Origin of the sequence: Cupriavidus sp. CuC1 (assembly GCF_044627735.1) — a bacterium.
GTDB classification, from domain to species: Bacteria; Pseudomonadota; Gammaproteobacteria; order Burkholderiales; family Burkholderiaceae; genus Cupriavidus; species Cupriavidus ulmosensis.
This window is the reverse complement of the sequence record NZ_JBIUHC010000076.1, coordinates 25,518-50,133: the sequence shown is the minus strand read 5'-3', so window position 1 is coordinate 50,133 and position 24,616 is coordinate 25,518. Positions and strand designations below refer to the sequence as shown.

The following is a 24,616-nucleotide window of genomic DNA, read 5'->3' as shown; positions in this document are numbered from 1 at the left end:
CGACCTGTTGCCGTTTAACTTCGCACGCCAGCATACCGCGCCGCCGCGCCCAGCCTGAGCGAGACTGATCGTCGCCCAAAGTCCGGAACTCCTTGAATACTCAAGGTGTGCTGGATTTAGCGCTTACGCTGTATCAATCTCCGCCTCGAGAGCGCCAGATCAGGCCTTGCTCTGGCCAACATCTGTCCACACTCGCTCGCCGAAATCAGGCCGCCAGCAATTGACTGCGAAGCGAACAGCAATGCGCCAACATCATTGCTGCGTACTGGAAGCAGGCGCGTTGTGGTGACGTCTTCATGCAGACGAGGTTCTGCACATTCATTTTTCTCCCCGCTCGCCGAACGGGTAGTGGCAACCTGTCAGGTCAGATCATCCAGCAGTGTTTTGGCCTGTAGCCAATCGGCGGTGTCGAAGCCTTCCGTGAAGACACTATGGATCTCCGCCAGCGTCTGTCGCGCGGCATTCGTCTTATCCTGTTGTCGCAATAGCTGGGCCAGGCTCAGCGCGGCTCGCAACTCCAGCGACCTGGCCCCCTGTTTGCGTGCGATCGAGATTGCTTTGAGAAAACACGCTTCAGATTCTTCGTGGCGGGTCAACGCTCGCGGGGATAGGCTTGACTGTTGGAGTATCAGCTCCCCTTTGAGTCGATACAAGGTCGCCTCGTCGAACCGTTCTCCCGTCTTGTGCGCCAGACCCAGCGCCTCCGTCAGTGCGCGCTGTCCGGCTTGGACTTGCCCCGCTTTTCCATAGGCTTCGGCGAGCAAGGCCAGTAGACTGGGCTTTCCTAGTGCTGCGCCTGTAGCCTCGTAGGCAGTAAGGCCATCGCATATTTTGGCGATCCCCTCCTCGTGGATTCCCTGCTCCGCCAGCGCCCGACCTCGTAGGATGGATCCCCACGCCAAATAGAATGGAAACCCCTGCTCGCTCGAGAGTGTGATGGTGGCCTCAGCGAACTCCCGGGTTAGTTGCGCTTCGCGCCGACACTGATGTAGTGCGGCCGAAAAGGCCAGGCTTTGAGCAACGCTAACGGGGTCTAAGATCTTCCTGGCCAGCGCCAGGGCCTCCTGGCTGCGCGTGGCGGCCTGATCCGATAAGCCTAAACGCCAAAGAATCCAGCTCAAGGAGTTGAGTGCATGAACCGCCGGATTCCGCGCATAACCTATAAGAGCGCCGTGTGGCTGCTCATCGCGGAGTTGTAGTGCCAGCACTTGCTCCATGTAGGTACGGGCCATGCCGAATTCGCCCAAGCGGAACACGGTAGCCCCAAGTACACGATGCGCCTCTGCGAGCTGTTTCGGATCTTGCGTGTCTCGGGCCAGGCCAAGCAGCCGCATAGCCAAGGCGTGTGACGTCTTGTACTGCGCACGCAGATTGTAAAACGACCATAGTCCTAACTGTGCCGAGAAGAACTGTGGGGTTTCCATCCCCTTTTCGCCCAATGTCAGCGCGCGCGTGTAGGTCGCTTCCACTTCGGGGGCACCCGGACCTCGGGTGGCTATCATGGCCGGCCCGAGCGCTAGTAGCAGAGTGAGTTCCTGGCGTGTGCGCTCGGGCGTGTCGGGGAGTCGCTTGAGCAGCTCAACGGCCGTGCTCAGGTGATGGATCGCTTCGACCGGGGCAGAACGCTCGAGGGCCAGCTGACCGGCACAGTGCAGGTACTGAACTGCCTTTGGGATGTTGCCGCTCTGGCTGTAGTGGTGTGCCAGCTCGTTGCAGTAGTCTTTTAGCCGCCCCTGGAATAGAGCCTCGATAGCCTGGGCTGTGCGCTCATGCAGCGCGCTGCGCTGTTCCATAAGCAAGGAGTTGCCGGCGACTTCCTGGGTGAGCGCATGCTTGAAAGCGTACTCCACCTCTGGGAATGCGGGGCGCTCGTAAATGAAATCGCCCGCCTGTAGGTCGGCCAGAAGAGGGCGTAGCTTGTCGTTAGACAGCGTAGTGACGTGCCGGATGAGACCGAAAGGAAACTCCTTGCCAATCACGGCCAAGCTTTGCAACAGTTCCTTCTGGACGAGGGGGAGCCGATCGATGCGGGCGGCGAGCACGCCCTGGACCGTGGTGGGGATATGCAGTGAGGTCGGAGCCATCTCAATGCGGTAGCACCCAGGCTGGCCAAGCAGGGTTTTCTCCTCCACCAAAGTCTGGACCACTTCCTCCATGAAGAATGGGTTGCCTTCGGTCTTGTCCAGGATGAGACGTTTCAGGGGTGTAAGGGCGCGATCATTGCCGAGCAGCGCAGTCAGCAGTCCCTGGGCTTCGGTCTGGCCCAGCGGTTCCAGATGCAGTTGGACGTAATGGCTTTTGGGTCCCCAGTCATGGGAGTATTCCGGACGGTAGTTGACAAGCAGGACGATCCTCGCACCCGGCACATAGTCGATGAGGAGATTGAGGAAGGCGTCGGTTTCGCTGTCCAACCATTGCAGGTCTTCGAAAAGGAGCCCGAGAGGCTGATTGAGGCTTTCGCGGACCAGCAGGCGTGCAATCGCTTCAAACGTGCGCTGGCGCCGGATGGCGGGGGGCATGGTCGGTAGTACAGAGCCGGACTCGATGGAACCGAGCAGGTAGAGCAAGTAGGGCAATTGGTCTTCCAGCGCCCGTTCCAGGGTGATTAGCTTGCCGGTGACCTTCTCGCGGCAGCTTCGGTCGTTGTCCTGCGGGGTGATTTGAAAGTAATTTTTCAAGAGCTCGATTAGCGGCAAATAGGCGAAGGCCTTACCGTGCGATACCGAGAAGGTCTCCAGCACCAGGCAGCCTTGCTGTGATCGTGCCTTGAACTCGTGGAATAGCCGCGATTTTCCTACCCCGGCCTCGCCTACCACCCCGACGACCTGCCCATGCCCCGCCTTGGCCAGCTCCAGGGCGTTGTGCAATTGTTCCATCTCGGTCTGGCGTCCCACAAAGCGGGCCAGACCGCGGTGCGCCGCCACTTGCATGCGCGTGCGCAATGCCCCGAGGCCCAGCACCTCATACACCGCAAGCGGATCCCGCACACCCTTTACCTGGGTGGTCCCCAGTGCCTTGAATTCGAAATACCCCTCGGTGAGCCTGTGGGTAGACTCGCTGACGAGGATGGACGCCGGTGTGGCAACGCCTTCCATACGCGAGGCGATGTGGATCGTGTGTCCCACAGGATCGTAGTCCGTGTGCAGGTCGTCCGTGCGGATCGAGCGCACCAACACCTCGCCGGTGTGGACTCCGACGCGGATCTGAAGCGGTATGCCTTTGTCCAACCGTACTCGGTCACTGTGATGATGCATCGCATCCTGCATGCGCAGCGCTGCGTACAGTGCACGTAGTGCATGGTCCTCGTGGGCAATGGGGGCGCCGAACAGAGCGAGAATGCCGTCGCCCAGGAACTTGGCTACGTAGCCCTCATAGTGGTGCACAGCCTCCATCATCAGCGTCACGACGGGGTCGATCAGGTGACGCGCCTCCTCGGGATCCAAGTCTTGGATCAATGCCGTCGAACCCGCCATATCGGCGAACAGGGCCGTGATGGTCTTGCGTTCGCCGTCCTTCCCTCCTCTGGTTTTCATGGCCGCCTGCTCCGCCAGGATGCGCTCGGCCAGATGCGGCGGCGTGTAGTGAACAGGGGCCGAAGGGGCGGACTTAGGCACTGGAAGCGACTCCGACGGGGAGCCGTTCAGGGGCGAGCCACATGCGCTGCAGAAGTTTGCGGCAGGGCTGCACTCCTCGCCACAACGGGGGCAGATCCGTGCAAGCCCGGTTCCGCACCGCTCGCAGAAACTGGCCTGCGCGAGGTTCTCGAACCCGCAATTTGTGCAGCGCATATTGCCTCCGCCGTTCCTTCGCGTGCCTCCAATCCATTAGATGCCGTAGCGGCTTCTGCGGCAAGCTAGAGGCGCGGTGGCGGGAACCGGACGTACGGTCGTGTGAGGGCTCACGGGGTGACCCCTCACCCTACTCGTTGCGAGCATCCCCCAGGACGACAAACTGTGATTAATCGCCGGAATGCCGGCTCCAACCTTACATCGGAGCTTGGCAGCGCAGTCCACTTGCCAGGGGAGCGGCGTGGGGCTCGGCCGGAAGGGCCCTAACACGCGAGTCCTTTGCTGCAGCCTGTTGCCAGACGCAAGCCTAACCTTTTGTACCGGTGTTCTCCAGGCGATCTTCGTGTTTCAGCTTCTCATAGTGCCGACGTCCCTTTGCCGTGAACAACGGCTTCCAGCACGCATGAATGGCCTGCTCCAGATACTCGTCGAGCGACACGATTTCCGCGAGCCTCCAGTGCTTGAGTGCCCAGGCATGAGTCGCCGTGATGATGCGGTAGACGAGCAGTTCGACGTTTGTCTCGTTGAGATAGCCGGCCGTGATGCATTCGTGGATGCAGGCCTCAATGAAGCCATTGGTTTCGAGTTCCTGTTGCTTCATCTGCTCGATGTATTCGGGCTTAAGCGATTTGGTTTCGCGGTAGGTCAGCATCACAGCCTTCCGGTTCGCCGCAATCACCCGCGCATATGCATCGATCGCGCTATGCAACCTGACGAGCGGATCCTTGACCCCTTCCAGCGCAGCCGGGATCTCTTCCTTGTTGCGCTGAACGATGTGAAGAAGGGCAAGAAACAGGAGGTCTTGCTTATCGGAGACGTATTGGTAGACGAGACCAGCACTGACGCCCGCTTCGTCTGTGATGTCCTTCACCGTCGATTTATGAAAGCCTTCTCGGGAGAACAAAGTGATTGCTGCCAACGCCAACTGGCTCCGTCGCTTGGCCACCAGCAACGGGTCTTCGACGACGCTCTTCAAAGTCATGATTTGTTTGGTTCCCAAGATCAGTCCGACTCTATTATGAACGAACATTCAGTTTGCGCGCGATGGGGAAGAGCGTGCAGTAGCCATCAGCACCCTTGAGACCATGCTGCTGAAGTGCATTCAGGGGCGCGGCAAGTCGGGTTTCCCCTCATTGAAATTCTTCGTCGCCCGCACAAAACTTCATTCATGAATGAATGGTCATTCATTTTGCGCGTATCACCTTTGTCGAGGTTCGAAGCCGTTATGGCGGGGCAGGGTGGGGCTTACGTCCAGGCGAATCGCATGACAAACGTGCTGGCCGCGCCGCGCGTAAGGCGCAGGAGGCGTGAGGGCACCACTGCAAATCTTCTGCTTCGAACGGGGACGCCTGAAGCGTGACTTACCATGGCCTGTAACCACGTGCAAGCATGCCGTGGGTGTACAGATTCGGGCAGCAACCCTCAAAGGTACGGTTTGGAAGCTATCGCATGAAATCGCTGAATCTCAACATACCGCACTACCCCATGCTCCGTTTTGTGGTCCGACATGGGCCATGGCTCGCATACGTGATAGGAATTGGTGTATTCATTGCCGCCTTTGCCACGCTGCCGACACTCGGCGCCGTTCCGACGGTCGGTCTGGGCATCGCTGCAGGCGTCTTTGTTTTCGTGGTTGCGCGCACCTTGGTCGAGTTGGTGCAGTTGATCACTGACATGCTGCTGCCGAAATGAACTCGAGCCACTCGTCATCTATCACGCACGCATGCGATGTCGCGATCGTCGGGGGTGGCATTGCCGGGATGGTCGCGGCGGTCCGCTCCGCCGAGCGGGGACTGAAGGTTGTGGTCCTGGAGAAGGGCGATGACGCCCTGTATCGCTGCAACAGCCGATTCACGGGCGGGGCGTTCCACGTCTGCTTCCATAACGTAAGCGACGACGCCAGCGGGCTTGAGAACACTATTCGCGAGGCCACGCGCGGTTTTGCCAATCCTTCACTAGCTGCGGCTATCGCCTCACAGGGCCGAACGGCGGTCAGTTGGCTCAAAGGGCAGGGAATTCGCTTTATCAAGGCCGGTCCGAACGCTTGGCAGCACAATTTTCTTGCCCCTCCAAGCTTGATGGAGTCGGGTCTGCACTGGCAAGGTCGTGGCGGTGATGTGATGCTGCGCACGCTTCGAGATCGGCTTAATGCGCTTGGCGGAGCGCTTCTGCAAGGCGCGCGGGCACGGCGGCTCGAGATGGACCAAGGACGTTGCGCTGGCGTATGGATCGACCGTCAAGGTCGCGAGGAATTGGTCAAGGCACTTGACGTCATCCTCTGCGATGGCGGCTTTCAGGCAAATATGTCGCTGATGCGCGAATTCGTAACACCCGCACCGGAGAAGCTCAAGCAACGCGGGGCAGCGACGGGCGCTGGCGATGCGTTGATGATGGCGCGCGAAGTGGGGGCCGCGCTGACTGGAATGCAGAATGTGTACGGTCATCTGCTGTGCCAGGACGCGTTGCAGAACGATTCACTATGGCCATACCCGATCCTTGACTACGTCTGTGGCGCGTCCGTCGTAGTCGATCGTACGGGATGTCGCTTCATGGACGAAGGGCTCGGCGGCGTCTACATGACGAATTGTGTAGCGCGACTCGACGACCCCCTCTCGGCCACCGTCATTTTGGATCGCGAGATCTGGGACGGCCCTGCCACGCAGTTCATCTTGCCCGCGAATCCTCACCTTGTGCTGGCGGGCGGCACCGTAAGCGCAGCGGATTCGTTTGCTGGCCTGGCTGCTCAATTGAACCTCCCCACCGCTCAGCTCGAGGCGACCATCGCAGAATATAACAGGGCAGTGGAATCTGGGACGACACAGCAGCTTATGCCGGCGAGAACCACCACCAGCATGCGCGCCTACCCAATCATGCATCCGCCGTACTACGCGGTGCGCATTGCCTCCGGCGTGACGTACACGATGGGAGGCTTGGTGGTCGACGAACACGGTCATGTGCTGCGCGAAAGCGGAGAGCAGATAGGCGGACTGCATGCGTCGGGTTGCACTACGGGCGGAGTCGAGGGAGGCAGTGCGGCAGGCTACGTTGGTGGCTTGACGAAATCGGCGGTCATGAGCTTGCGCGTAGCTGACAAGATCGCGACAGATCGAATGGCTGTCGTACGAACGTAGTCCAATCGCACGGTCGCGTCAACTTTCGGCGAACAGGAACGATGACGCACAAGGAGGGGTGAAATGTCCAGAAGGCTCGGATTTCTGATGGTGATGATGGAACCACCGCCGGCACTCGAGGAGGAATTCAACGACTGGTACGACACGGAGCATGTCCCAGAGCGCAAGGCCGTCGAGGGAATTGAGACAGCGAACCGCTTCGTTTGCGTCAAAGGCTGGCCACGCTATGTCGCCTTATATGATTTGCGGGACGCGGGCGTCATCGGAGAGCCGGGTTATGCCGCTATATCTGGCGCAAATTTTTCTCCGTGGTCAAAACGGATACTCGGTCGCGTGCGCGGATTGTGGCGAGCGTTTGGAGAGCAACTCTATCCCGGTAATGCACCCACCGGTCCGATGACGCGGCTATTGCTGATTCGCTTTCGCAATGTCGACCCTGCCGACGAGCGCGCAGTTATCGCCAGAACCTCCGAGCTGTTCGAGCAGAGGCCTGCCGTGCGGCAGGTTCGAGTTGTTCGGAACGTTGCTGAAACAGTCGGCGAGTACGCGGCATTGATCGAATTGCTCGACGATGTCGATACTGGCCCGCTGGGACTTTCGGCGTATGGCGAACTAGCGGCGCACATCGATGCCGTCAATGAATACGTTCCCTACTGGTCACGAGGGCCCATCGCCCCGTCTACGACATCTCTGTCAACGCACTCGCTTCGCGAGCCAGAAAGGAAAACGCCACCTTTGCCATAGGTCATGTTCCCTGCCCATATTGCGGGGTGCTGCCTGGTTCATACCACCTGCCCTTCCGTCCATTGGAGCCGGAAGGCAGCAGTGTGCCCCAATCGGCGTTGTTGCCTGCTGGTAATGGCGCGCTTCTGGCGCGCTCAGGATCGCCGTGGTGGCGTACATGCCGGTGAAGAGGTCGACCACTGCCACGCCCACCTTCATCGAGCCGCCGCCAGGTTCCCCATCGGCATGGCCGGTGATGTTCATCTGGCCGCTCATAGCCTGGATCAGCAGATCGTAGCCGGGGCGGGCCGCGTGCCCATGTCCGCCAGGTTCTGGGTGCACCACGGGCCGGCCAGCACGCGCGAGAGATCGAGTACCCGCAAGTGGCCCAACGCCCCGGTGCGCGGGAAAGGGGGGAAGGTTCGCAGTCGGAGTAGCAGACGACGGGTACGGGTTTCCACTCATTGAAACATCTCATCATCTGCACAACACTCTAATGAATGAACAGCCATTCATTTTTGTCACGGTGATGCGCCTGAAACGTGACTTAGCGTGGCCAGAAGAACCGTCTACGAAATCTCTCTCAACGCATTCGCTTAACGAGCCTGAAGGAAACGCCACCCATGCCATACGTCCATCTCGAAGCCACGCCAACACAGCCCCCACTGTGCATACGCTACGAAGCGACGGGAGAACCCAATGCGCCGCATACGCTTGTGTGCATTCACGAACTCGGGGGGGCGCTCGACACCTACCAAGAACTTGCGCGGCGCTTGGCGCCCACGTGCAGGGTGATCGCTTTCGATCAGCGAGGTGCCGGACTGTCCGAGCATCCGATCGCTGCCTTCACGCTCGGAGACTTGGTGGCGGATATCGAACGTCTGGTGCGGAAACTGGAGATAACAACGCCGTTTCACCTGATGGGGCTCGCGATGGGTGCCGTCACGGCCGTCACCTATGCCACACTACACAGCGACCGCTTGAGATCGCTCATCCTGTGCGACGGAACCGGTGAGATCCTGCCTGCTGCGTCGCGCTATATCAAGGACCGTGCGAACATGGTACGGCAGATGGGCATGCGGGCAGTTGTCGATGAGTCGTTCATGAACTCATTCAAAGGCATCCTGGACGCGAACACCGATCCGAGATGGCAGGCATACCGTTGCCGCTTCCTGTCCAATTCGCCGATGTCCTACGCGATGCACTCTGACGCCCTGGCCGAAGCGCATCTTGACGACGCAAGCCTACAGTCGATTGCATGCCCGACGCTTGTGATGACGGGTGTTGACGACTTCATCTGGCCGCCGAAGATCGGACGCCGGCTGGCGGAGAGAATCCCGGGGGCAACTTTTCGGATTCTGGAGGGCGCAGCGCATTTCCCGCCGGTTCAGGCGCCCGACGCTGTTGTTCAGGAGGTCGAGGCGCTTTTCGCCAGCATCGACCGCTGCTCAGAATCAGGGACTAGCGCAGTACGGGATCAGTTAGCGTAACGCCTCCCTTCACGTGCCATGGACATCAAGAGCATTATCGAGGATCCACAGCTAGTCGCAATGCGACGTGGACAACTCGCGCGGGCTGCGATCAAGCTGTTCTCGCGTTAGATCGCGCAAGCGATGAAGTTGCGAGTTTAAGTCAAACTGAAAAATGAATGAATATTCATTCACAAACATCATGACACCTCTTCGTTTCGGGTTTCCAGAAGGCGGCATCGTTAACCCATCGGCCGATACCCTGCCGCTGCAAGACCGCGTTGCCGCCAAGTTGCTCGCACGTCAGGCGCAGGTGGTACCTGACCGTCCTTTCGTATTCTTCCGGGGACAGTGGCTGACCTACGGCGAGGCAGATGCTCGTGCGAATCAAGTCGCCAACGCCTTCGCGGCGCAGGGCATACGGAAGGGCATGCGGGTGGGGATCCTACTGCGCAACCGACTCGAGTTTCTCGACTTGTGGTTCGGCCTATCGCGGCTGGGTGCGATCCAGGTGCCGCTCAATCCGGAGTATCGAGCACCACAGTTGGCACACGTACTCCAACGTGCGCCCATTGAGATGGTGATTGCCGAGCGGGATCTTATTCCGGAACTTCAGGTCGCTCTGTCAACGACGGACCGTCGGCCGAAGCTGATGACACTCGGCGCACACCCGGCATCTCGGGTGGGGCTGAGCTACGAAAGCGAAGTCGGATCGGCCTCGGCGCAGCCGCCTGCTGGAGCGGAAGAGATCTCAGGGGCGGACCCCGGCGCCGTGATGAACACGTCGGGCACGACCGGCCCTTCCAAGGGGGTGCTCCTATCGCATGCGCAGCAGTATGTGCTCGCTCGGACGATCGCCGCCGATATGGATCTGGGGCCGGGCGACGTCTTCTACAACTTTTTTCCGCTGTTCCATAACACCGCACAGGCCATGATTACCATCCCGGTGCTTATGGTCGGGGCGCGGATGGTGCTGACGGAGCGTTTCTCGGCATCGCGCTTTTGGCCGGAGGCCGTCGAGTACGGGTGCACGGCTTTCTACTACATCGGCGAGATCATGCACATTCTGCTGAAGTCGACGACGCAGCGGGATGCAACAGGTTCCCGGCTTCGCATTGGCTGGGGAATCGGGACAAGGCCCAATGATTTTCTCGAGTTTCAAAAGCGCTTCCAGATTCCACTGCGTACAGGCTATGGATCCACCGAGGCGAATGTTCCCTGCGTACTGCCTCGTGGCTCGAAGGAGGTCGACAGCGCGGGACGTGCTGTCCCGGGATTCGAGATCCGCATCGCCAACGAGTTGGGAGAGGCGGTACCGGCGGGCGTTCAGGGCGAGATCCTCGTCCGTGCCGACGAGCCGTTTGCCCTGATGCTCGGCTACGACGGGGATCCGCCTGCGACGGTGGCTGCCTGGCAGCATCTGTGGCTGCATACCGGCGACGCCGCCACGATGAGCGAGGACGGCGACATCGACTTTAAGGGCCGTGTCAAGGATGCTGTTCGCGTCAGAGGTGAAAACATCTCCGCTTTCGAGATAGAGCAGGCCATCTGCGAGTTGCCGGAAGTGGCCGAGGTTGCCGCGATTGCCGTACCGGGCGAACTCGGCGGGGACGATCTGAAGATCGTCGTCGTCAAGAGGGACGGTGCGGAGCTCACTCCGGAGGACTTGATCGCGCACGCCCAGTCGTGCCTGCCTCGTTACTCGATTCCGCGCTACGTGGAGTTTGTCAATGCATTGCCGAAGACGGCGACCAATAAGGTGCAGAAGCACGTACTCCGGTCGACGCCCTTCACGCCAACCACATGGGACCGCACCCGCGGCTAAGGACCAATGACCAATTCGACAAAAGATGCCATGTTCAATCTGAAAGGAAAGACCGCAGTCGTCACCGGAGCGAGCCGCGGTATTGGTCGCAACGTTGCCTTGCGCCTGGCCGAGGCGGGTGCAGACTTGATTCTGTGGGGCCGCGACATCGAGGGCCTGCGAAACACTGCCGCAGAGATCGAGGGCTTGGGGGCCAATGCGGCAACCCACGCGTTAGATGTCACTGACCGCGAAGCGGTCGAGTGCGCAACTGAGACGGCCATCAGGACCATGGGGAAGATTGACACCGTTGTCGTCAACGCCGGCCTGAACGAGCTAAAGCCGTTCCTTGAGCAGGAGCCGAGCGACTGGAATCGCATGATCGGCACCAACTTGTACGGTGCCATCCACACACTGCAAGCGGTTGGCCGGCACATGACGGAACGAAAGTCCGGCAGCGTCATCACGATGGCCTCGATCTACAGTTTTGTGGGCGCACCTAGCAACAGCATCTATTGCCTCACCAAGGGCGGCTTGCTGCAGCTTTCCAAGGCCCTGGCCGTGGAGTGGTCCCGCTTCAACGTGCGCGTCAACGCAATCTGCCCAGGATGGATCGAGACAGCGCTCACGGAACCGTACATGCGTGATGAAAGATCCGTCAATGCCGGACTGCGGCAGATCCCACTGCGCCGGTTCGGGCGTCCGTCGGATATTGGCCCGATGGCGGTTTATCTCGCGTCGGATGAGTCGCAGTGGGTGACAGGCCAGAGCTTCGTCATCGACGGCGGGCAGATCGCCCGCTAGTTCTCTACTCAAACGACAATTGGCAGGAGACACCATGCAGGCCGACAGAAAACAGGAAACCGACGCTCCCAAAGCAAGCGCTTCTCGCAGCACGCTGAGGCGTCGCGAGTTCATGCTCGGGGCCGCCTCAGCTGCCGCCTCGCTGGCGATGCCTTCGATCGTCAAGGCGCAGCCCAAGACCGTCCCCATCGGTGTGGTCGTCGGTCTAACCGGCCGAGCCGGTCCGTGGGGAACTCCCGTGAGCGACGCCGTGCGGTTGGCGGTCGAGCAGATCAACGCATCCGGCGGCATCAAGAGCAAGGGGGGCGCCAAGATCGAGCTGATCGTGGCGGACCATCAGAGCAATCCACAGATGGCCGGCACGCAAACCGAGCGCGTGATCCAGGTGAACAATGTGCTGGCGGTCATTGGCAACGCCACCTCCGGGGCTACCGTGGTCGGTAGCGCCGCGGCGGAGAGGAACAAGACGGCGATGCTGTCCACCGACCTGGCGGACGCGCTGACTGAACGGGGTCTAAAGTACTTCTTCCGCATCGGGCCTCGTGCAAGCCTGTTGGCGGCCACGGCGGTGGAGTTCGTGCAGGCCACGGCCAAGTCGACCGGTGTGGTGCCAAAGCGAGTGGCGACGATTGCGGACGACACGACATTCTCGCAGTCTGCGATCAATGGCGTTCACTTGAAGCTTCCTGGTACCGGTTGGGCGGTACAGGAAAAGATCTCTTTCCCGGCGGGGCAGGTCAGCGACTTTGCGCCCATCCTGCAGCGCCTGCGGCTGGGCGGTGTGGACCTCATCTTCCATGCCACGTTCGCTCCGGATGGCATTCAATTGATGCGCACGATGAAGGCGCTCAACTATGACCTGATCGCTTCGGTGCACGTAGCCGGTGCGCCCTACACGCCAGAGTACACCGCGAACCTGAAACAGGACTCGAACTTCGTGACCGACGCAGTTGGGTTCGTCCCTGAGCTCGTTGCCAAGAACGCCTTGCTTGACAAGTATGCACAAGCTTACAAGGCGAAGTTCAACCGAGATATCGACGACCAGGCTTCCCTGGCGGTCACCGCGGTAGGTGTGTTGTACGACGCGCTCGAACGGTGCTCCGACCTGAGCCGCGAGGCGCTGGCTTCGGCCCTGCGCTCCACCGACCTCAACCAGGGCGCGAATCCATACGTGGTGCGCGATGGCGTGAAGTTCGACGCGAAAGGCGACAACGTCAAGGCTCGGGGTCTTGTTATGCAACTGCAAAACCAGCAGCAGCGCATTGTGTATCCCGTGGAAATGGGGACATCCAAGGTGCTCTGGCCTATGCCAAAGTGGTCTGGGCGTCCGACCTTACGTCGGGAGGAGTCGCGATGAGCTTCGATCTGCTGCTTGTCGGCGTGGCCAGCGGGGTGCTGGTCGGACTGGTGCTCGCATTGGTATCGACTGGTTTCAACCTAAGTCTGGGCGTCTCCCGTGTTGTGAACTTCCAGCACGGCGGCATGGTGTTGTGGTCGATGTACGGTGCCTATTTCGTGTGGGCCTGGACCGGTAGCTCATTGAATCCATACGTTACCGCACTTGTCCTGGTGCCGCTCGCCTTTGCCTTCGGCTATGCGCTGCACCGCTTGTTGGTCATCCGGTCCCTGTCAACCCTTGAGGACAGCCAGATTCTGTTCTCGATCGGCTTGTTGATCGCGATGCAGTACCTGGCTCAGTTCATGTTTTCGACTGACGCGCTTTCGTTGCCGGCCGAGCAACTGCAAGGTTCGCTTATCGTCGGGCCCGTGATTCTGCAGTACTCGCAGTTGGCCGCAGGGGGCGCGGCCCTGGTCGTGATGATGGCGTTGCACTGGATGCTGGCCCATACCGATCTGGGACGATACCTCCATGCCTGTGCACAGAACCCTACAGGTGCACGGGTCAGCGGGCTCAACGTCGAGCATCTCTCAGGCATAGCGATGGGCATCGCAGCGGCGTGCGCTGCGATCTCCGGGATCGCCCTGGTAACGCTGGCGCCGGTGTTTCCTGAACGCGCGTTCGAGTACGCGATCCTCTCGGTCGTCGTCTCGGTGCTCGGCGGGATGGGCAGCATGACCGGCAGCATTCTCGGCGGCTTGTTGGTCGGCGTGATTCTCTCGGTCTGTCAGGCGTTCGGTTACGGCGCCATAGCGCAGGCCATTGTGTATGGCCTTGTGTTCGTTGTGTTCCTCGTCAGACCGACGGGACTCGTCGGCTCGAAGGCATAGGAGATTGCTGATGCTTCCAATCACCTCTGTGGCTCAAGTGAGTCCCATGCAAGTTCGAAAGCTCAGATGGCTGGTGCCCATCATGCTGATTGCTATTCTGGTCGCGGTGGCTCCTTCTCTGAACCCGTATCACCTGCGGGCGCTGACGATGGGCCTGCTGTTCGGCTATCTCGCCGCGAGCTGGAATATCGTCGGTGGTTACGCTGGCCAGATGTCCCTGGGACATGCAATGTTCTTCGGCCTCGGCTCGTACTCGGTGGCCGTCCTGGCTAAGACCGACGCGCCACTGTTGCTGGCATTGCCGGTGGCTCTGGCGCTGGCAGGACTGCTCGCATGGGTCGTCGCGGCGATCTGCTTTCGGTATTCCCTGCGAGGCATCTACTTCGCGGTAGGCAGCTTGCTGCTGGCCGAGATCGCACGAATCGTCGTGGTGAACAGCGACGCGCTCGGACGGTCGCAGGGACTGGAGATACCGCTGCGCCCCGGTGTCCTCAATCTCGGGTTCGAGTCGAACCTGCCGTTCTTCTACCTCTATCTCGCCATGGTGCTAGCCATGGTCGTCGGCTGCCGATTGCTGGAGCGATCGCGCTTCGGCTACTCGATGATCGCATTGCGCGAGCAGGAGGAGGCCGCGAAGGCGCTGGCGATCGATGCCAATCAGGTGAAGCGGCGTGCTTTCGTGATCAGCGCGATGCTCACAACGGTCGGCGGCGTAGCCTATGCGTGTATGGTTCGCTTCGTCGAACCCGCCTACGACCTGTCTCTCGCTATTACACTGGTGATGGTAATGGGAGCGGTGCTCGGAGGCAGAGGCACGGTGCTAGGACCATTGGTCGGCGGATTGGTCGTCGTCCTCGTGCAGGAGATCCTGACCACCATAGGAAGCGCAGTCGGCACCACCTCGGTCTCCGCATTGGCTCAGTTGATCTATGGGCTGTTCTTCGTTGTGATCTTACTGGCGTTCCCGCGCGGCATCGTAGGTGAGATCTTGAGTCGCAGGGCCAACCGGCGGGCGGTTGCAGGGGCGGCCATCGTGGAGTCGACGCAATGACCATTCATGTCGAAAACGTCGGGATGCGATTCGGCGGGCTCACCGCCCTCGAGGGCGTGTCATTTAAAGCACCCCGCGACCGCATCGTGTGCATCATCGGCCCGAACGGGGCTGGCAAGACCACCTTGTTCTCGGTCTTGTCCGGCTTTCTCGTTCCGACTACTGGTGCGGTCAGGCTCGATAGCCGGCTACTCAGCGGCCTTGCGCCCTACGATGTGGCCCGCTTGGGCATTGCCCGCACGTTCCAGATCGTGCGCCCTTTCCTGGACCTCACCGTTCGGGACAACGTCATGGTAGGCGCCTTCGCTCGGGTTTCCCGTCACGGGGAAGCGACGGAGATTGCCGAGCGCGTGCTCGAAAAGGTGGGGCTCTACCACAAGCGCGACTTCCGGGCGTCCTACCTCACGCTGCCGGATCTCAAGCGACTCGAGGTAGCCAAAGCGCTCGCTATGGCACCAAGCTATCTACTTCTCGACGAGGTGATGGCCGGCCTGAATCTGAGAGAACAGCATGACGTGGCGACCATGCTGGAAAGCGTACATGACGCCGGCATTGGCATTTTGCTGGTCGAGCATTCCCTCGCAATCGTACAGCGAATGGCCGATCACGTGGTGTGCCTGGATGGCGGTCGCAAGATCGCCGAAGGAGGTGCCAAGGAAGTCATGCAAAACGAAGCAGTACAGGTGGCGTACATGGGAGTTGGCCAATGACTCGCTTGCTCGAAGTGAATAATCTGCGCGCCGGATACGGGCTGTTTACGGTGCTGCGGGACATGTCCTTTCATGTGGATGAAGGGGAAATCGTGGCGCTCGTGGGCTCCAACGGCGCCGGCAAGACGACGTGCTTGCGCTGCATCGCCGGATTGATTCCGTCGAAGTCGGGCACGATCTCTTTTGCCGGCCTGCCTCATCCTGGCGCGCGTCCTCATGCACTGGTTGAGGCGGGGCTGGTGTCGGTACCGGAGGGCCGTCAGCTCTTTCCCTCGATGACTGTCGAGGACACGCTGCTGGTTGGCGGCGCGACGCCGCGAGCGCGTGACAAGCGCACCGAGTCATTGAAGCGAGTGTATTCGCTCTTTCCGAAGCTGATGGAGCGGGAGCACCAGCTGTGCGGCACGTTGTCCGGCGGTGAACAGCAGATGGTGGCAATCGGCCGAGGCCTCATGGCCCTGCCCAAGCTGTTAGTACTGGACGAACCGTCGCTGGGTCTGGCCCCGACGATCGTCAAGCAACTGTTCCAGACAATCGAGCAGATTCGCGACCACGGTGTGACCGTGTTGCTGGTGGAGCAGAACGTCCGCACGGTGCTGCGGATCGCGGACCGTGCCTATGTTATCGAGAACGGCGGGATTGAGCTGTCCGGAAGGGCGCAGGATCTTGCTAGCGACCAGCGGGTTGTGGACGCCTACTTTGGTGTCGGGTCGAAGGAAAGCATCTGAATGAACGCATGCGAGAGCCGGATTGGCCGGCACGGAGACAATGGAGAAAATCAATTATGACGCTTGAATCAGAAAAGTTGCTGTTTACCACGCCCGAGCACGAACTGCTGCGACGTCAGGTTCGGCGGTTCGTTCAGAGCGAGGTCGTTCCCGAGGCGACCGCTTGGGAGGAACGCGGCGAGACGCCGCGCTCGGTCATTCGCCGCATGGGCCAGCTCGGTATGCTGGGCATGCGTTTTCCCGAGGCCTATGACGGTGCGGGCGCCGACACGATCGCCTCGGTCGTGTTTGCCGAAGAGTTGGGCCGCAGCACGTTCGGCGGCTTTGCGATCACGATCCTTACACAGACCGACACCGCTTCGCCAGTAATCGCTGCCGTCGGAACGGAGGAACAGAAGAGGCGGTATTTGCCAGGCATCGTTAGCGGTGAATGCCTCGTCGCCATTGCCATGACGGAACCCGACGCCGGCTCCGACATCGCGACGCTGCGCACCCGAGCCGTCCGGGACGGCGACCACTGGGTGCTCGATGGATCCAAGACGTTCATCACGAATGGCGTCAATGCGGATCTCTACGTCGTGGCAGCCAGGACGGATCCGGGCGCCAGGCCGTCGCACGGTGTGTCCCTGTTCCTGGTGGAGAAGGGGACTCCGGGGTTCCAGGTGGCGCGACGGCTGGACAAAATGGGCTGGTGCAGTTCCGACACCGCGGAGCTTGTCCTCGAAGGGTGCCGGGTGCCGGCCGCGGCATTGCTCGGCGAGCAGAACCATGGCTTCCAGGCGTTGATGCGCAATGTCCAGAACGAGCGTCTGGTGCTGGGGGCGCAGGCGCTCGGCGAGGCGCAGGCGGCGCTCGAATTGACCATCGAGTATGTTCGGCAGCGCAAGGCCTTCGGCGCCACCCTGTGGGACAAGCAGGCCATCCGCCAGCGCCTGGCTCTGCTGTCTGCGCGCGTTGAATCGGCCCGCCACTTCGTGTACAGCGTGGCGGCAATGGATGCCGCAGGCGTCGATTGCGTGAAGCAGGTTTCCATGGTCAAGGCGTTGTGCGGCGAATTGGTGAACGACGTGGTGGACGACTGCGTCCAGTTCCATGGCGGCACCGGCTATATGAAGGGCACGGTTATAGAGCGCATGTATCGGGACGCCCGGGTGCATGCGATTGGTGGCGGCGCCACCGAAGTGATGCTTGAGGAAGTCGCCAAGCGGCTCTAACAATTCAAATTCTTGAAAGGAGTAGAGAAAATGCCAGGGAATTTTTCGCAGCGCGTCGTGCTGGTAGCCGGCGCTTCAGGCGGTATCGGTTTGGAAGTCTCAAGGTTGCTTCTGGAACGGGGCGCGAAGGTCGCGTTGCACTACCGTACCAGCCCACGCGGGCTGAGCGAGCTGGCGGAACGCTTCGGGTCCGACCGGGTCCTGCTCGTTCGTGGTGACCTGACCAAGGGCGCCGATGTCGAAGCCATCGTCGCCCAGACCGTCGAACGCTTCGGGAAGCTGGACGCGTTCCTGAGCACGGTCGGCACGGCGCTCAGGATCAAACCGTTCCTCGAAACACCTGAGGAAATGGTGGACATGACTATCGACATCGAGCTGCGCAGCGTGATGACGAGCATCCGTGCCGTGCTGCCGCACCTGATCAACAACGGGGGAGGGCAGATCGTCCTGGTCGGCTCCGATTCAGGGAAGGTGGGCACGAGTGGGGAGTCCGTTTCCGCGGCCTGCCGAGGCGGCATCATCGCGTTCGCCAAATCGATCGCCCGGGAGTACGCCCGGCATAAGGTGCTCGTCAATGTCGTGTGCCCGGGGCCCACGGAAACTGAGCTGTGGAACGATCTGGTGCGCAACGACGAGTTCGGCGGCAAGATCGGCAACGCGATGGTCCGGGCGACGGCACTGCGTCGTCTCGCCCGGCCAGAAGAAGTCGCCGCCACCGCCGTGTTCTTGGCTTCGACCGAAGCTTCGTTCATTACCGGACAGGCGGTCAGCGTGAGCGGCGGCTTGACGATGTGCTGACGGAGCATGGCCGCCATGCCCGCTCTCACCATCCCAGACTACGACGAGGCATTGTCCCGTTCAGGACAACGGCGGCCGGCACCGCCCGCTCGGGTGCGTCTCGCGGTGATCGTCCCGAGCGTCAACACCGTCGTGGAGCCCTGGTTCGGGCGTGTGCTGCCCGACTCAGCGGCACTCCACGCGACACGGATGCTACTAGCCGACGACGTGACGTCCGAATCGCTGAAGCGCATGGATCGCGAGGAGGGCCTGGCCGCTGCGCGCCGCATCGCGAGCTGCCGTCCTCACGCAGTGGCCTACTGCTGTACGGCGTCGAGCATCGTGCAAGGGCCGACCTATGACAAGAAGCTACAGATGGATCTGGAGCGCATCACCGGCTGCCCCAGCTTCACTGCCGTCGGTGCGATCACCGAAGCGCTACACCAACTCGGCGTGTGGCGGTTGTCCATCGCGTCCCCCTACACCGAGGCAATCGATCAGGCAGAGCAACGCTTCTTTGCGGAGTTGGGCTTTCGGGTGGATGGCGCCGCGCATCTGGGCATCGGCGACGGCTTTTCACTGGCGTGCCCGACCCCCGAGGAGATCTACGCGCTGGGCCGCAGGGCATGGCGTCCAAGCTCTGACGCCTTGCTGATCAGTTGCCTCAACATGAACTCGCAGAACGTCGTGAGTCTGCTTGAGCAGCAGCTGGGCCGGCCGGTCATTACCTCGACGACGGCCACATTGTGGAAGCTTATGCGGGCATCCGGACTGGACGGCAGCGTCGAAGGCTATGGAGCGTTGCTGGCATGCGGCGCCGCGCGGTGAGCGTCGACTTCATTGAATTCACAGGAGATTTATCTTGAAAGTTGGAATCGTGGGTGTGGGACTTATCCCTTGGAAGGTGCGCTACGCGGACAAGACTTACTACGAGCTGGCGCTCGACGTCACGAAGGCCGCCCTGCAGGATGCAGGCATCACGTCACGCGACGTGGACCACGTCGTGTGGGGGCTGTCGGACCTGATGGTGGCCTGGGTCCGGCAGTGCTGTCCGAGCACCACCATGCAGGACTATATCGGTATGGCCGGAAAGTCCTCCGTCCATGTGAGCGCCGGCGCGGTCACCGGGGCAATGGCGGTGCGCCAGGGCATGATCGAAATCCTCTCTGGCATGTCGGAGGTTACCCTGGTGGTGGGGTCGGGCAAAGGCATGGATCTTTGGGACCCGGTGCAGCAGAAGCGCTCCTCCGCATTCCTCAAGGCCATCATGCTGGATCTGGATACCAACTGGGAAGTTCCGGTCGAACCGCTGGCGGCGGCAAACTTCGGCTTTGCGGTGCAGGCGCACATGGACCGCTTCGGTTCACCGACCGAAGAGCAGATGGCGAAGGTGTCGATCAAGAATCATCGCAATGCCTTGTCCAATCCACTCGCGCAGAGTGGCATCGCGCTCACCATGGAGGACGTGATGCAGTCGCGGCGCGTCGCGGGGCCTTTGAAGCTGTACGACTGCTGCCTATACAGCGAGGGCGCAGCCGCCCTGATCCTGGCATCCGAGGATCGGGCCCGCGAAATCAGTCGAAACCCCATCTGGATCGATGGAGTAGGGGCGGCCAACGAGCGCAGCTACATGCCCGACTTCGATAACCTCGGAAGGATCATGTGCCAGCAGAAGTCAGCCGAACGCGCCTATGCAATGGCCGGTATCAAGGATCCCCTGAAGGAACTCGACTTCATCGAGACACATGATCTTCTGACGGGGGTCGAGCTGATGAGCTACGCAGAGCTTGGCCTGTGCAAGGCTGGCGAAGGAGGCCGCCTGATCGACGAAGGCTTCACGGAGAGGACGGGTCCGATGCCCGTCAATCCCTCAGGCGGCATGATCGGCTGTGGCCACGTTGCCGGATGCTCCGGAATCTCGCGCATTGGTGAAGTCACTCAGCAGTTGCGAGGTCAGGCAGGGGGCACACAGGTGCCGATCAACAAGGGACGGGCCATCTTCTCCGCGATCGGGGGGCCTGGCATTTCTCAAAGCTGCACCGTCGTTCTGGGGGCATCATGAGCAACGCGGAACACTTCGAAGTCGAGCTGACCGATGTCTATCACTACCGCCTCAGCTACGGCGGACAGTCACCCTTCTTTCGCGGTCTCGAACAGGGGCAGTTGATCGCGAGCCGATGCGCGCAGTGCGGATTTGTCTGGCTGCCGTTGCGTCCGATCTGCTCGAAGTGCTATGAGGAGGCGGCGCCGCTCCAATTGAGCGGCGGAGGAGAGATCCTGACGAGCATCGTGCTGCCCGAAGCCCCGGCGCATTTAAAAGCGCTCGATGCGCAGGTGGCGTCCGCGCTCGTGAAACCGGATGGCTCCGACACCTGCATCAAGGCCTTCGTCGTTTCGAAGTCAGGGCGCTTCGCGCGCGGGACCCGGGTCTCCGCCTGCTTCCTCGCGGAAATCCGGACGATTGCCGATTTCTATTTCATACCCGAGGAAGATGACTGATTTCGCAGGAGGAAGCTTGGGGCCACCGTTCCGGCTCGCATCTCGCTACTGCTATGTCAGGGATTGACCTCCTTCGCATCACACCATCAGATTACCCAAGAGGCTTACATGGAATTCAACGACATCCTCTATTCGAAGCACGCTGGCATCGCCCGCATCACGATCAATCGCGAGAAAGTGATGAATGCCTTCCGTGGTGAAACCGTGGAGGAGATGATCCTTGCACTTCGCGACGCAGACAATGATCCGGAGGTAGGCGTGGTCGTGCTCGCCGGAGCCGGCGAGCGAGCGTTCTGCACCGGGGGAGACCAGAGTTCTCATGACGGAAAATATACTGGCCGCGGTGTCGTCGGACTCCCGGTCGAGGAGCTGCATACGGCGATCCGTGACTGCCGTGTGCCTGTGATCGCCCGGGTGCAGGGATACGCCATCGGAGGCGGTAACGTCTTGTGCACGCTCTGCGATATCACCATTGCGTCCGAGAAGGCGATCTTTGGACAGGTGGGGCCAAAAGTTGGCTCGGTGGACCCCGGCTGGGGAACGGCATACCTCGCGCGGATCGTGGGCGAGAAGAAGGCACGCGAACTTTGGTATTTCTGCCGCCGCTACACGGCTGCACAAGCTGAAGAAATGGGCCTGGTCAACATCGTCGTGCGCCACGAGGAGTTGGACGCCACGGTGGACGCTTGGTGCGTGGAGCTGCTCGAGAAGAGCCCAACGGCCGTGGCCATCGCGAAGCGCTCGTTCAATGCTGACAGCGACAACATCCGCGGCATCAGCAATGCAGGCATTGAGGCGCTTGCGTTGTTCTACCAGACCGAGGAGTCGAAGGAAGGCTCGCGCGCGTTCCGTGAGAAGCGAAAGCCCGATTTTCGGGGCGCGCGCGATCGAAGTCGGTGAACTCGCCTGACGTCGTTCTCCCGCCCGTCGTCGCCACCAGCGGCTTCCGCGGCCTTGTCGCGCTCAGCGCGTAGCAGGAATTCGACGGTGTTGCCAGCCTTGTCCACTGCGCGGTACAGGTACTTCCACTGCCCGCGTACCAGGATGGCTGGCCCGCCCCCGGTCCGCCTTGGAGGAGGGCGGCAATTCACGCCTGGCGGGTCCGAAAATCGCACCGCTTTAGTGTACTGCGCGCTGCTTTAGGAGATAATCCGCTACGATGCTTGGGAAGGATGTGATGCGCTTTGATCTGGTCGATCTGAAACTGTTCACCCATATCGCGGAGGCCCAGAGCCTGACCGGAGGTGCACAACGCTCCCACCTGTCCCTGGCCGCGGCCAGTACCCGCATCAAGAACCTGGAGGAACACGTTGGCGTCAAGCTGCTGAGCCGCAGCAGCCAGGGCGTGAAAGTGACCGGAGCGGGGGAGACACTACTGGCCCACGCGCGCCGCGTACTCCGCCAGCTGGAGCAGCTGAGCGGCGATCTCCAGGAATACGCGTCCGGCGTGAAGGGCCATGTGCGTGTCTTTGCCAACACGACCGCAATGAGCGAGTTTCTGCCAGCCGTGCTGCGCACCTACCTCGTCAACCATCCGGACGTGACCATCGACATGCACGAACGGCTGAGCCCGGACATCGTGCGCGCGGTGCAGGAGGGGATGGTGGACATCGGCATCATTGCCGGCAACGTCCGTACCGAAGGGCTGGAGGTCATGCCATACCGGCGCGATCGCCTGGTCCTTGCCACCGCGCTGAGCCACTCGCTGGCCGAGCACACCAGCGTGGATTTCATCGATACGCTCGACTACGACTTCATCGGCCTGCCAGAGGCGAGCGCGATCCACAATTTCCTCAAGCGGGCCGCCGCGGATTTGCAGCGTGAGTTGCGCTGGCGCGTCCAGGTCAGCAACTTCGAGACCGCCTGCCGGATGATCGAGGCGAATGTCGGCGTCGGCGTGCTGCCGGAGAGCACCGCCGCCCGCCACGCGGGTACGATGGCGCTGCGGATCGTCCAGCTCAACGATGAGTGGGCCGAGCGCAAGCTGCAGATATGCGTCGCGGACCTCGGCGCATTGCCGCTGTTTGCGCGCAAGCTGGTGGACCTGCTGGTCGAGGATGGTCTCGGGCGCCAGGACTGAAGGCGCCCCCGACACCATTGCTGTCTATTTCTGCTCAGCGACCATCTGCATGAGCTGGTGCTTGAGCAGCTTGCCGCTGGCCGTCGTCGGGATCGAGGCCACGCGCAGGATTTTCTCCGGGCGCTTGTAGGGCGACAGGCGCTCGACCAGGTAGTCGTGCAGCGCCGACGCATCGAACTTCTCTCCATCCTTGATCTCGACGAAGGCGATCACTTCCTCGTTGCCGTCCGCGGTGGGCTGCCCGACAACGGCCGACAGGCGCACGGACGGATGCGTGTTGATGACCGATTCGACCTCGATCGGATAGACGTTGAAGCCGGAGCGGATAATCAGGTCCTTGGTGCGGCCGACGATGAATAAGGCGCCGTCGCGGCCCAGCCGGCCAATGTCGCCGGTGTTGAGCCAGCCGCCGGGGCGCAAGGCTTCGGCGCTCAGCTCCGGCGCGCGGTAGTAGCCGCGCATGACACCCGGTCCTCTTACCCATAGCGCGCCCGGCTCGCCCTCCGGCACCGACTTGCCGTCCGGCCCGACCACCTGCAGTTCGGCGCCTTCGACGATCTCGCCCGCCGAGCAATCGGTGCGCGGCCGGTCCATGCGCGTCACGAACAGTGAACCCGCATACTCGGTCATGCCGTAGCCATGGTGCAGCGGCTGGCCGAACAGCGCCTCGACCTCGCGCTTGAGCGTCGGATCGAGCGGGCCGCCACCTGTGTAGAGATAGCGCAGCCTGGGCGACGGCTCCAGTGGCATGCCGCTCGCCCGCACGTACGCGACGATGCGGTTGAACATCGTCGGCACGCCCTGCAGTAGCGTAATCGCGCCCTGCCGGATCGCCGCGGTGACGTCCGCCGCGTTGAAGCGCGCGCTCAGGTACAGGCTCGCACCGGCCTGGAACGTCGAGACTAGCAGCGTCCCCAGGCCGAAGACGTGCGACATGGGCATGACCGCATAGGCGCAATCGTCGGCCTGCATGCGGCGGGAGTCCACCGTGAAGCGCGCAAAATGCAGCAAGCCCCGATGCGTGACCATCACGCCCTTGGGCTGCCCCGTGGTGCCGGACGTGTAGATCAGCACAGCGACCTCGCGCGCGAGCGCTTCAGGTTCACGCTCGCTGGTCTCGTCGACGGCGCTGGCCATCAGCGGGCCGAGCCCGGCGGGCGCAAGCTCCCGTGCCCGATAGCGCACGCCGTGCCGCAGCGCATCTGGCGACGCAGCGTGGGTGAACAGCATCAGTCGCGGCCGGCAGTGAGCCCGGATCACCTCGATTTCCCGCTCCGAGAGACGGGCGTTGACGACGACCGGCCATGCACCCAGTTCCGACAACGCGAACACCAGCGTGATCACCGCCAGGCAGTTTTCGGCCGCCATCAGCACCCGGTCGCCGGTGCCGACGCCCTGTGCTTGCAGATAATGCTGCGCATCCTCGATGCCTGCCCACAGTTGCGAGAAGGTGACGGTCCGGCCATCCTCGAAGACGGCCACATGGTCGGGTGTCTGGGTAGCCCAGTGGCGTGGGATGTCGCTGATCCGTTTTGTGGGTTCTCGGTCCGGTGGCATCTCGCGGAAATCCTTGTACGGGGTAGAAAGCCGTTCGGCAGGGCGGGGCGCA

At 61.4% G+C, this 24,616-nt stretch carries 21 protein-coding genes and 2 pseudogenes; 18 read left to right on the top strand and 5 right to left on the bottom strand.

Features of this window, described 5'->3' with window-relative positions; all coding sequences use genetic code 11:
- Positions 1-359: 359 nt before the first annotated feature.
- Both ACGLHR_RS28735 and ACGLHR_RS28730 read right to left on the bottom strand, forming a co-directional pair.
- The gene (locus ACGLHR_RS28735) at positions 360-3,788 is read right to left on the bottom strand and encodes an adenylate/guanylate cyclase domain-containing protein (protein ID WP_400097764.1); all 3,429 of its coding nucleotides are present in this window, start codon (positions 3,786-3,788) and stop codon (positions 360-362) included.
- Positions 3,789-4,095: 307 nt separating this feature from the next.
- Positions 4,096-4,764, bottom strand: coding sequence for a TetR/AcrR family transcriptional regulator (locus ACGLHR_RS28730; RefSeq protein WP_400097768.1), 669 nt, complete (start codon positions 4,762-4,764; stop codon positions 4,096-4,098).
- 473 nt (positions 4,765-5,237) lie between these two features.
- Between ACGLHR_RS28730 and ACGLHR_RS28725 the strand changes: the two genes are divergently transcribed.
- From ACGLHR_RS28725 to ACGLHR_RS28715, 3 genes are all read left to right on the top strand, one after another.
- Positions 5,238-5,480: a hypothetical protein gene (locus ACGLHR_RS28725; RefSeq protein ID WP_400097762.1), complete on the top strand. Its 243-nt coding sequence runs from the start codon at positions 5,238-5,240 to the stop codon at positions 5,478-5,480.
- Complete coding sequence (locus ACGLHR_RS28720; RefSeq protein ID WP_400097760.1) at positions 5,477-6,919, top strand: FAD-dependent oxidoreductase; 1,443 nt, start codon at positions 5,477-5,479, stop codon at positions 6,917-6,919. Before ACGLHR_RS28725 ends, ACGLHR_RS28720 begins: the two co-directional genes overlap by 4 nt.
- Before the next feature lie 63 nt (positions 6,920-6,982).
- Entirely contained in the window at positions 6,983-7,663 is a 681-nt protein-coding gene (locus ACGLHR_RS28715; RefSeq protein WP_400097758.1) for a hypothetical protein, read from the top strand.
- A gap of 111 nt (positions 7,664-7,774) precedes the next feature.
- Here ACGLHR_RS28715 and ACGLHR_RS28710 read toward each other — a convergent pair.
- Positions 7,775-8,082, bottom strand: a pseudogene (locus tag ACGLHR_RS28710) (CoA transferase); the annotation flags it as partial.
- Positions 8,083-8,265: 183 nt separating this feature from the next.
- Between ACGLHR_RS28710 and ACGLHR_RS28705 the strand changes: the two are divergent.
- The 14 genes from ACGLHR_RS28705 to ACGLHR_RS28640 all read left to right on the top strand — a co-directional run bounded on the left by ACGLHR_RS28705 (position 8,266) and on the right by ACGLHR_RS28640 (position 21,827).
- A complete protein-coding gene (locus ACGLHR_RS28705; protein WP_400097756.1) occupies positions 8,266-9,132 on the top strand; it encodes an alpha/beta fold hydrolase in 867 nt (288 codons plus the stop codon).
- Between the two features lie 154 nt (positions 9,133-9,286).
- A complete protein-coding gene (locus ACGLHR_RS28700) occupies positions 9,287-10,936 on the top strand; it encodes an AMP-binding protein (protein ID WP_400097754.1) in 1,650 nt (549 codons plus the stop codon).
- Between the two features lie 6 nt (positions 10,937-10,942).
- On the top strand, positions 10,943-11,719 hold the full coding sequence (locus ACGLHR_RS28695) for an SDR family NAD(P)-dependent oxidoreductase (RefSeq protein ID WP_400097752.1): 777 nt from the start codon (positions 10,943-10,945) through the stop codon (positions 11,717-11,719).
- Positions 11,720-11,753: 34 nt separating this feature from the next.
- On the top strand, positions 11,754-13,076 hold the full coding sequence (locus ACGLHR_RS28690; protein ID WP_400097751.1) for an ABC transporter substrate-binding protein: 1,323 nt from the start codon (positions 11,754-11,756) through the stop codon (positions 13,074-13,076).
- Complete coding sequence (locus tag ACGLHR_RS28685) at positions 13,073-13,948, top strand: branched-chain amino acid ABC transporter permease (protein ID WP_400097749.1); 876 nt, start codon at positions 13,073-13,075, stop codon at positions 13,946-13,948. Before ACGLHR_RS28690 ends, ACGLHR_RS28685 begins: the two co-directional genes overlap by 4 nt.
- Positions 13,949-13,958: 10 nt before the next feature.
- Positions 13,959-14,999 (top strand): branched-chain amino acid ABC transporter permease, encoded by a 1,041-nt coding sequence (locus ACGLHR_RS28680; RefSeq protein ID WP_400097747.1) that lies wholly within the window; start codon positions 13,959-13,961, stop codon positions 14,997-14,999.
- Positions 14,996-15,709 carry an ABC transporter ATP-binding protein gene (locus ACGLHR_RS28675; RefSeq protein ID WP_400097745.1) on the top strand — a complete coding sequence of 238 codons (714 nt, stop codon included), beginning with the start codon at positions 14,996-14,998 and terminating at the stop codon, positions 15,707-15,709. The genes ACGLHR_RS28680 and ACGLHR_RS28675 overlap by 4 nt, the downstream gene beginning before the upstream one ends.
- Complete coding sequence (locus ACGLHR_RS28670; RefSeq protein ID WP_400097743.1) at positions 15,706-16,437, top strand: ABC transporter ATP-binding protein; 732 nt, start codon at positions 15,706-15,708, stop codon at positions 16,435-16,437. The genes ACGLHR_RS28675 and ACGLHR_RS28670 overlap by 4 nt, the downstream gene beginning before the upstream one ends.
- 56 nt (positions 16,438-16,493) lie before the next feature.
- Positions 16,494-17,651 (top strand): acyl-CoA dehydrogenase family protein, encoded by a 1,158-nt coding sequence (locus ACGLHR_RS28665; RefSeq protein WP_400097741.1) that lies wholly within the window; start codon positions 16,494-16,496, stop codon positions 17,649-17,651.
- Positions 17,652-17,681: 30 nt separating this feature from the next.
- On the top strand, positions 17,682-18,449 hold the full coding sequence (locus ACGLHR_RS28660; protein WP_400097739.1) for an SDR family NAD(P)-dependent oxidoreductase: 768 nt from the start codon (positions 17,682-17,684) through the stop codon (positions 18,447-18,449).
- Positions 18,450-18,464: 15 nt separating this feature from the next.
- Positions 18,465-19,256: a hypothetical protein gene (locus ACGLHR_RS28655; RefSeq protein WP_400097737.1), complete on the top strand. Its 792-nt coding sequence runs from the start codon at positions 18,465-18,467 to the stop codon at positions 19,254-19,256.
- A gap of 34 nt (positions 19,257-19,290) precedes the next feature.
- Positions 19,291-20,490 carry a thiolase family protein gene (locus tag ACGLHR_RS28650; RefSeq protein WP_400097735.1) on the top strand — a complete coding sequence of 400 codons (1,200 nt, stop codon included), beginning with the start codon at positions 19,291-19,293 and terminating at the stop codon, positions 20,488-20,490.
- A complete protein-coding gene (locus tag ACGLHR_RS28645; RefSeq protein ID WP_400097733.1) occupies positions 20,487-20,927 on the top strand; it encodes a Zn-ribbon domain-containing OB-fold protein in 441 nt (146 codons plus the stop codon). The genes ACGLHR_RS28650 and ACGLHR_RS28645 overlap by 4 nt, the downstream gene beginning before the upstream one ends.
- Before the next feature lie 108 nt (positions 20,928-21,035).
- Positions 21,036-21,827, top strand: coding sequence for an enoyl-CoA hydratase-related protein (locus tag ACGLHR_RS28640; protein ID WP_400097731.1), 792 nt, complete (start codon positions 21,036-21,038; stop codon positions 21,825-21,827).
- Between the two features lie 47 nt (positions 21,828-21,874).
- Here the strand turns inward: ACGLHR_RS28640 and ACGLHR_RS28635 are convergent.
- Positions 21,875-21,973: pseudogene (locus ACGLHR_RS28635) on the bottom strand (DDE-type integrase/transposase/recombinase); the annotation flags it as partial.
- A gap of 131 nt (positions 21,974-22,104) precedes the next feature.
- Between ACGLHR_RS28635 and ACGLHR_RS28630 the strand changes: the two are divergent.
- Complete coding sequence (locus ACGLHR_RS28630) at positions 22,105-23,007, top strand: LysR substrate-binding domain-containing protein (protein WP_400097766.1); 903 nt, start codon at positions 22,105-22,107, stop codon at positions 23,005-23,007.
- A gap of 24 nt (positions 23,008-23,031) precedes the next feature.
- Here ACGLHR_RS28630 and ACGLHR_RS28625 read toward each other — a convergent pair whose 3' ends face one another.
- Entirely contained in the window at positions 23,032-24,564 is a 1,533-nt protein-coding gene (locus tag ACGLHR_RS28625; RefSeq protein WP_400097730.1) for a class I adenylate-forming enzyme family protein, read from the bottom strand.
- Positions 24,565-24,616 lie beyond the last annotated feature (52 nt).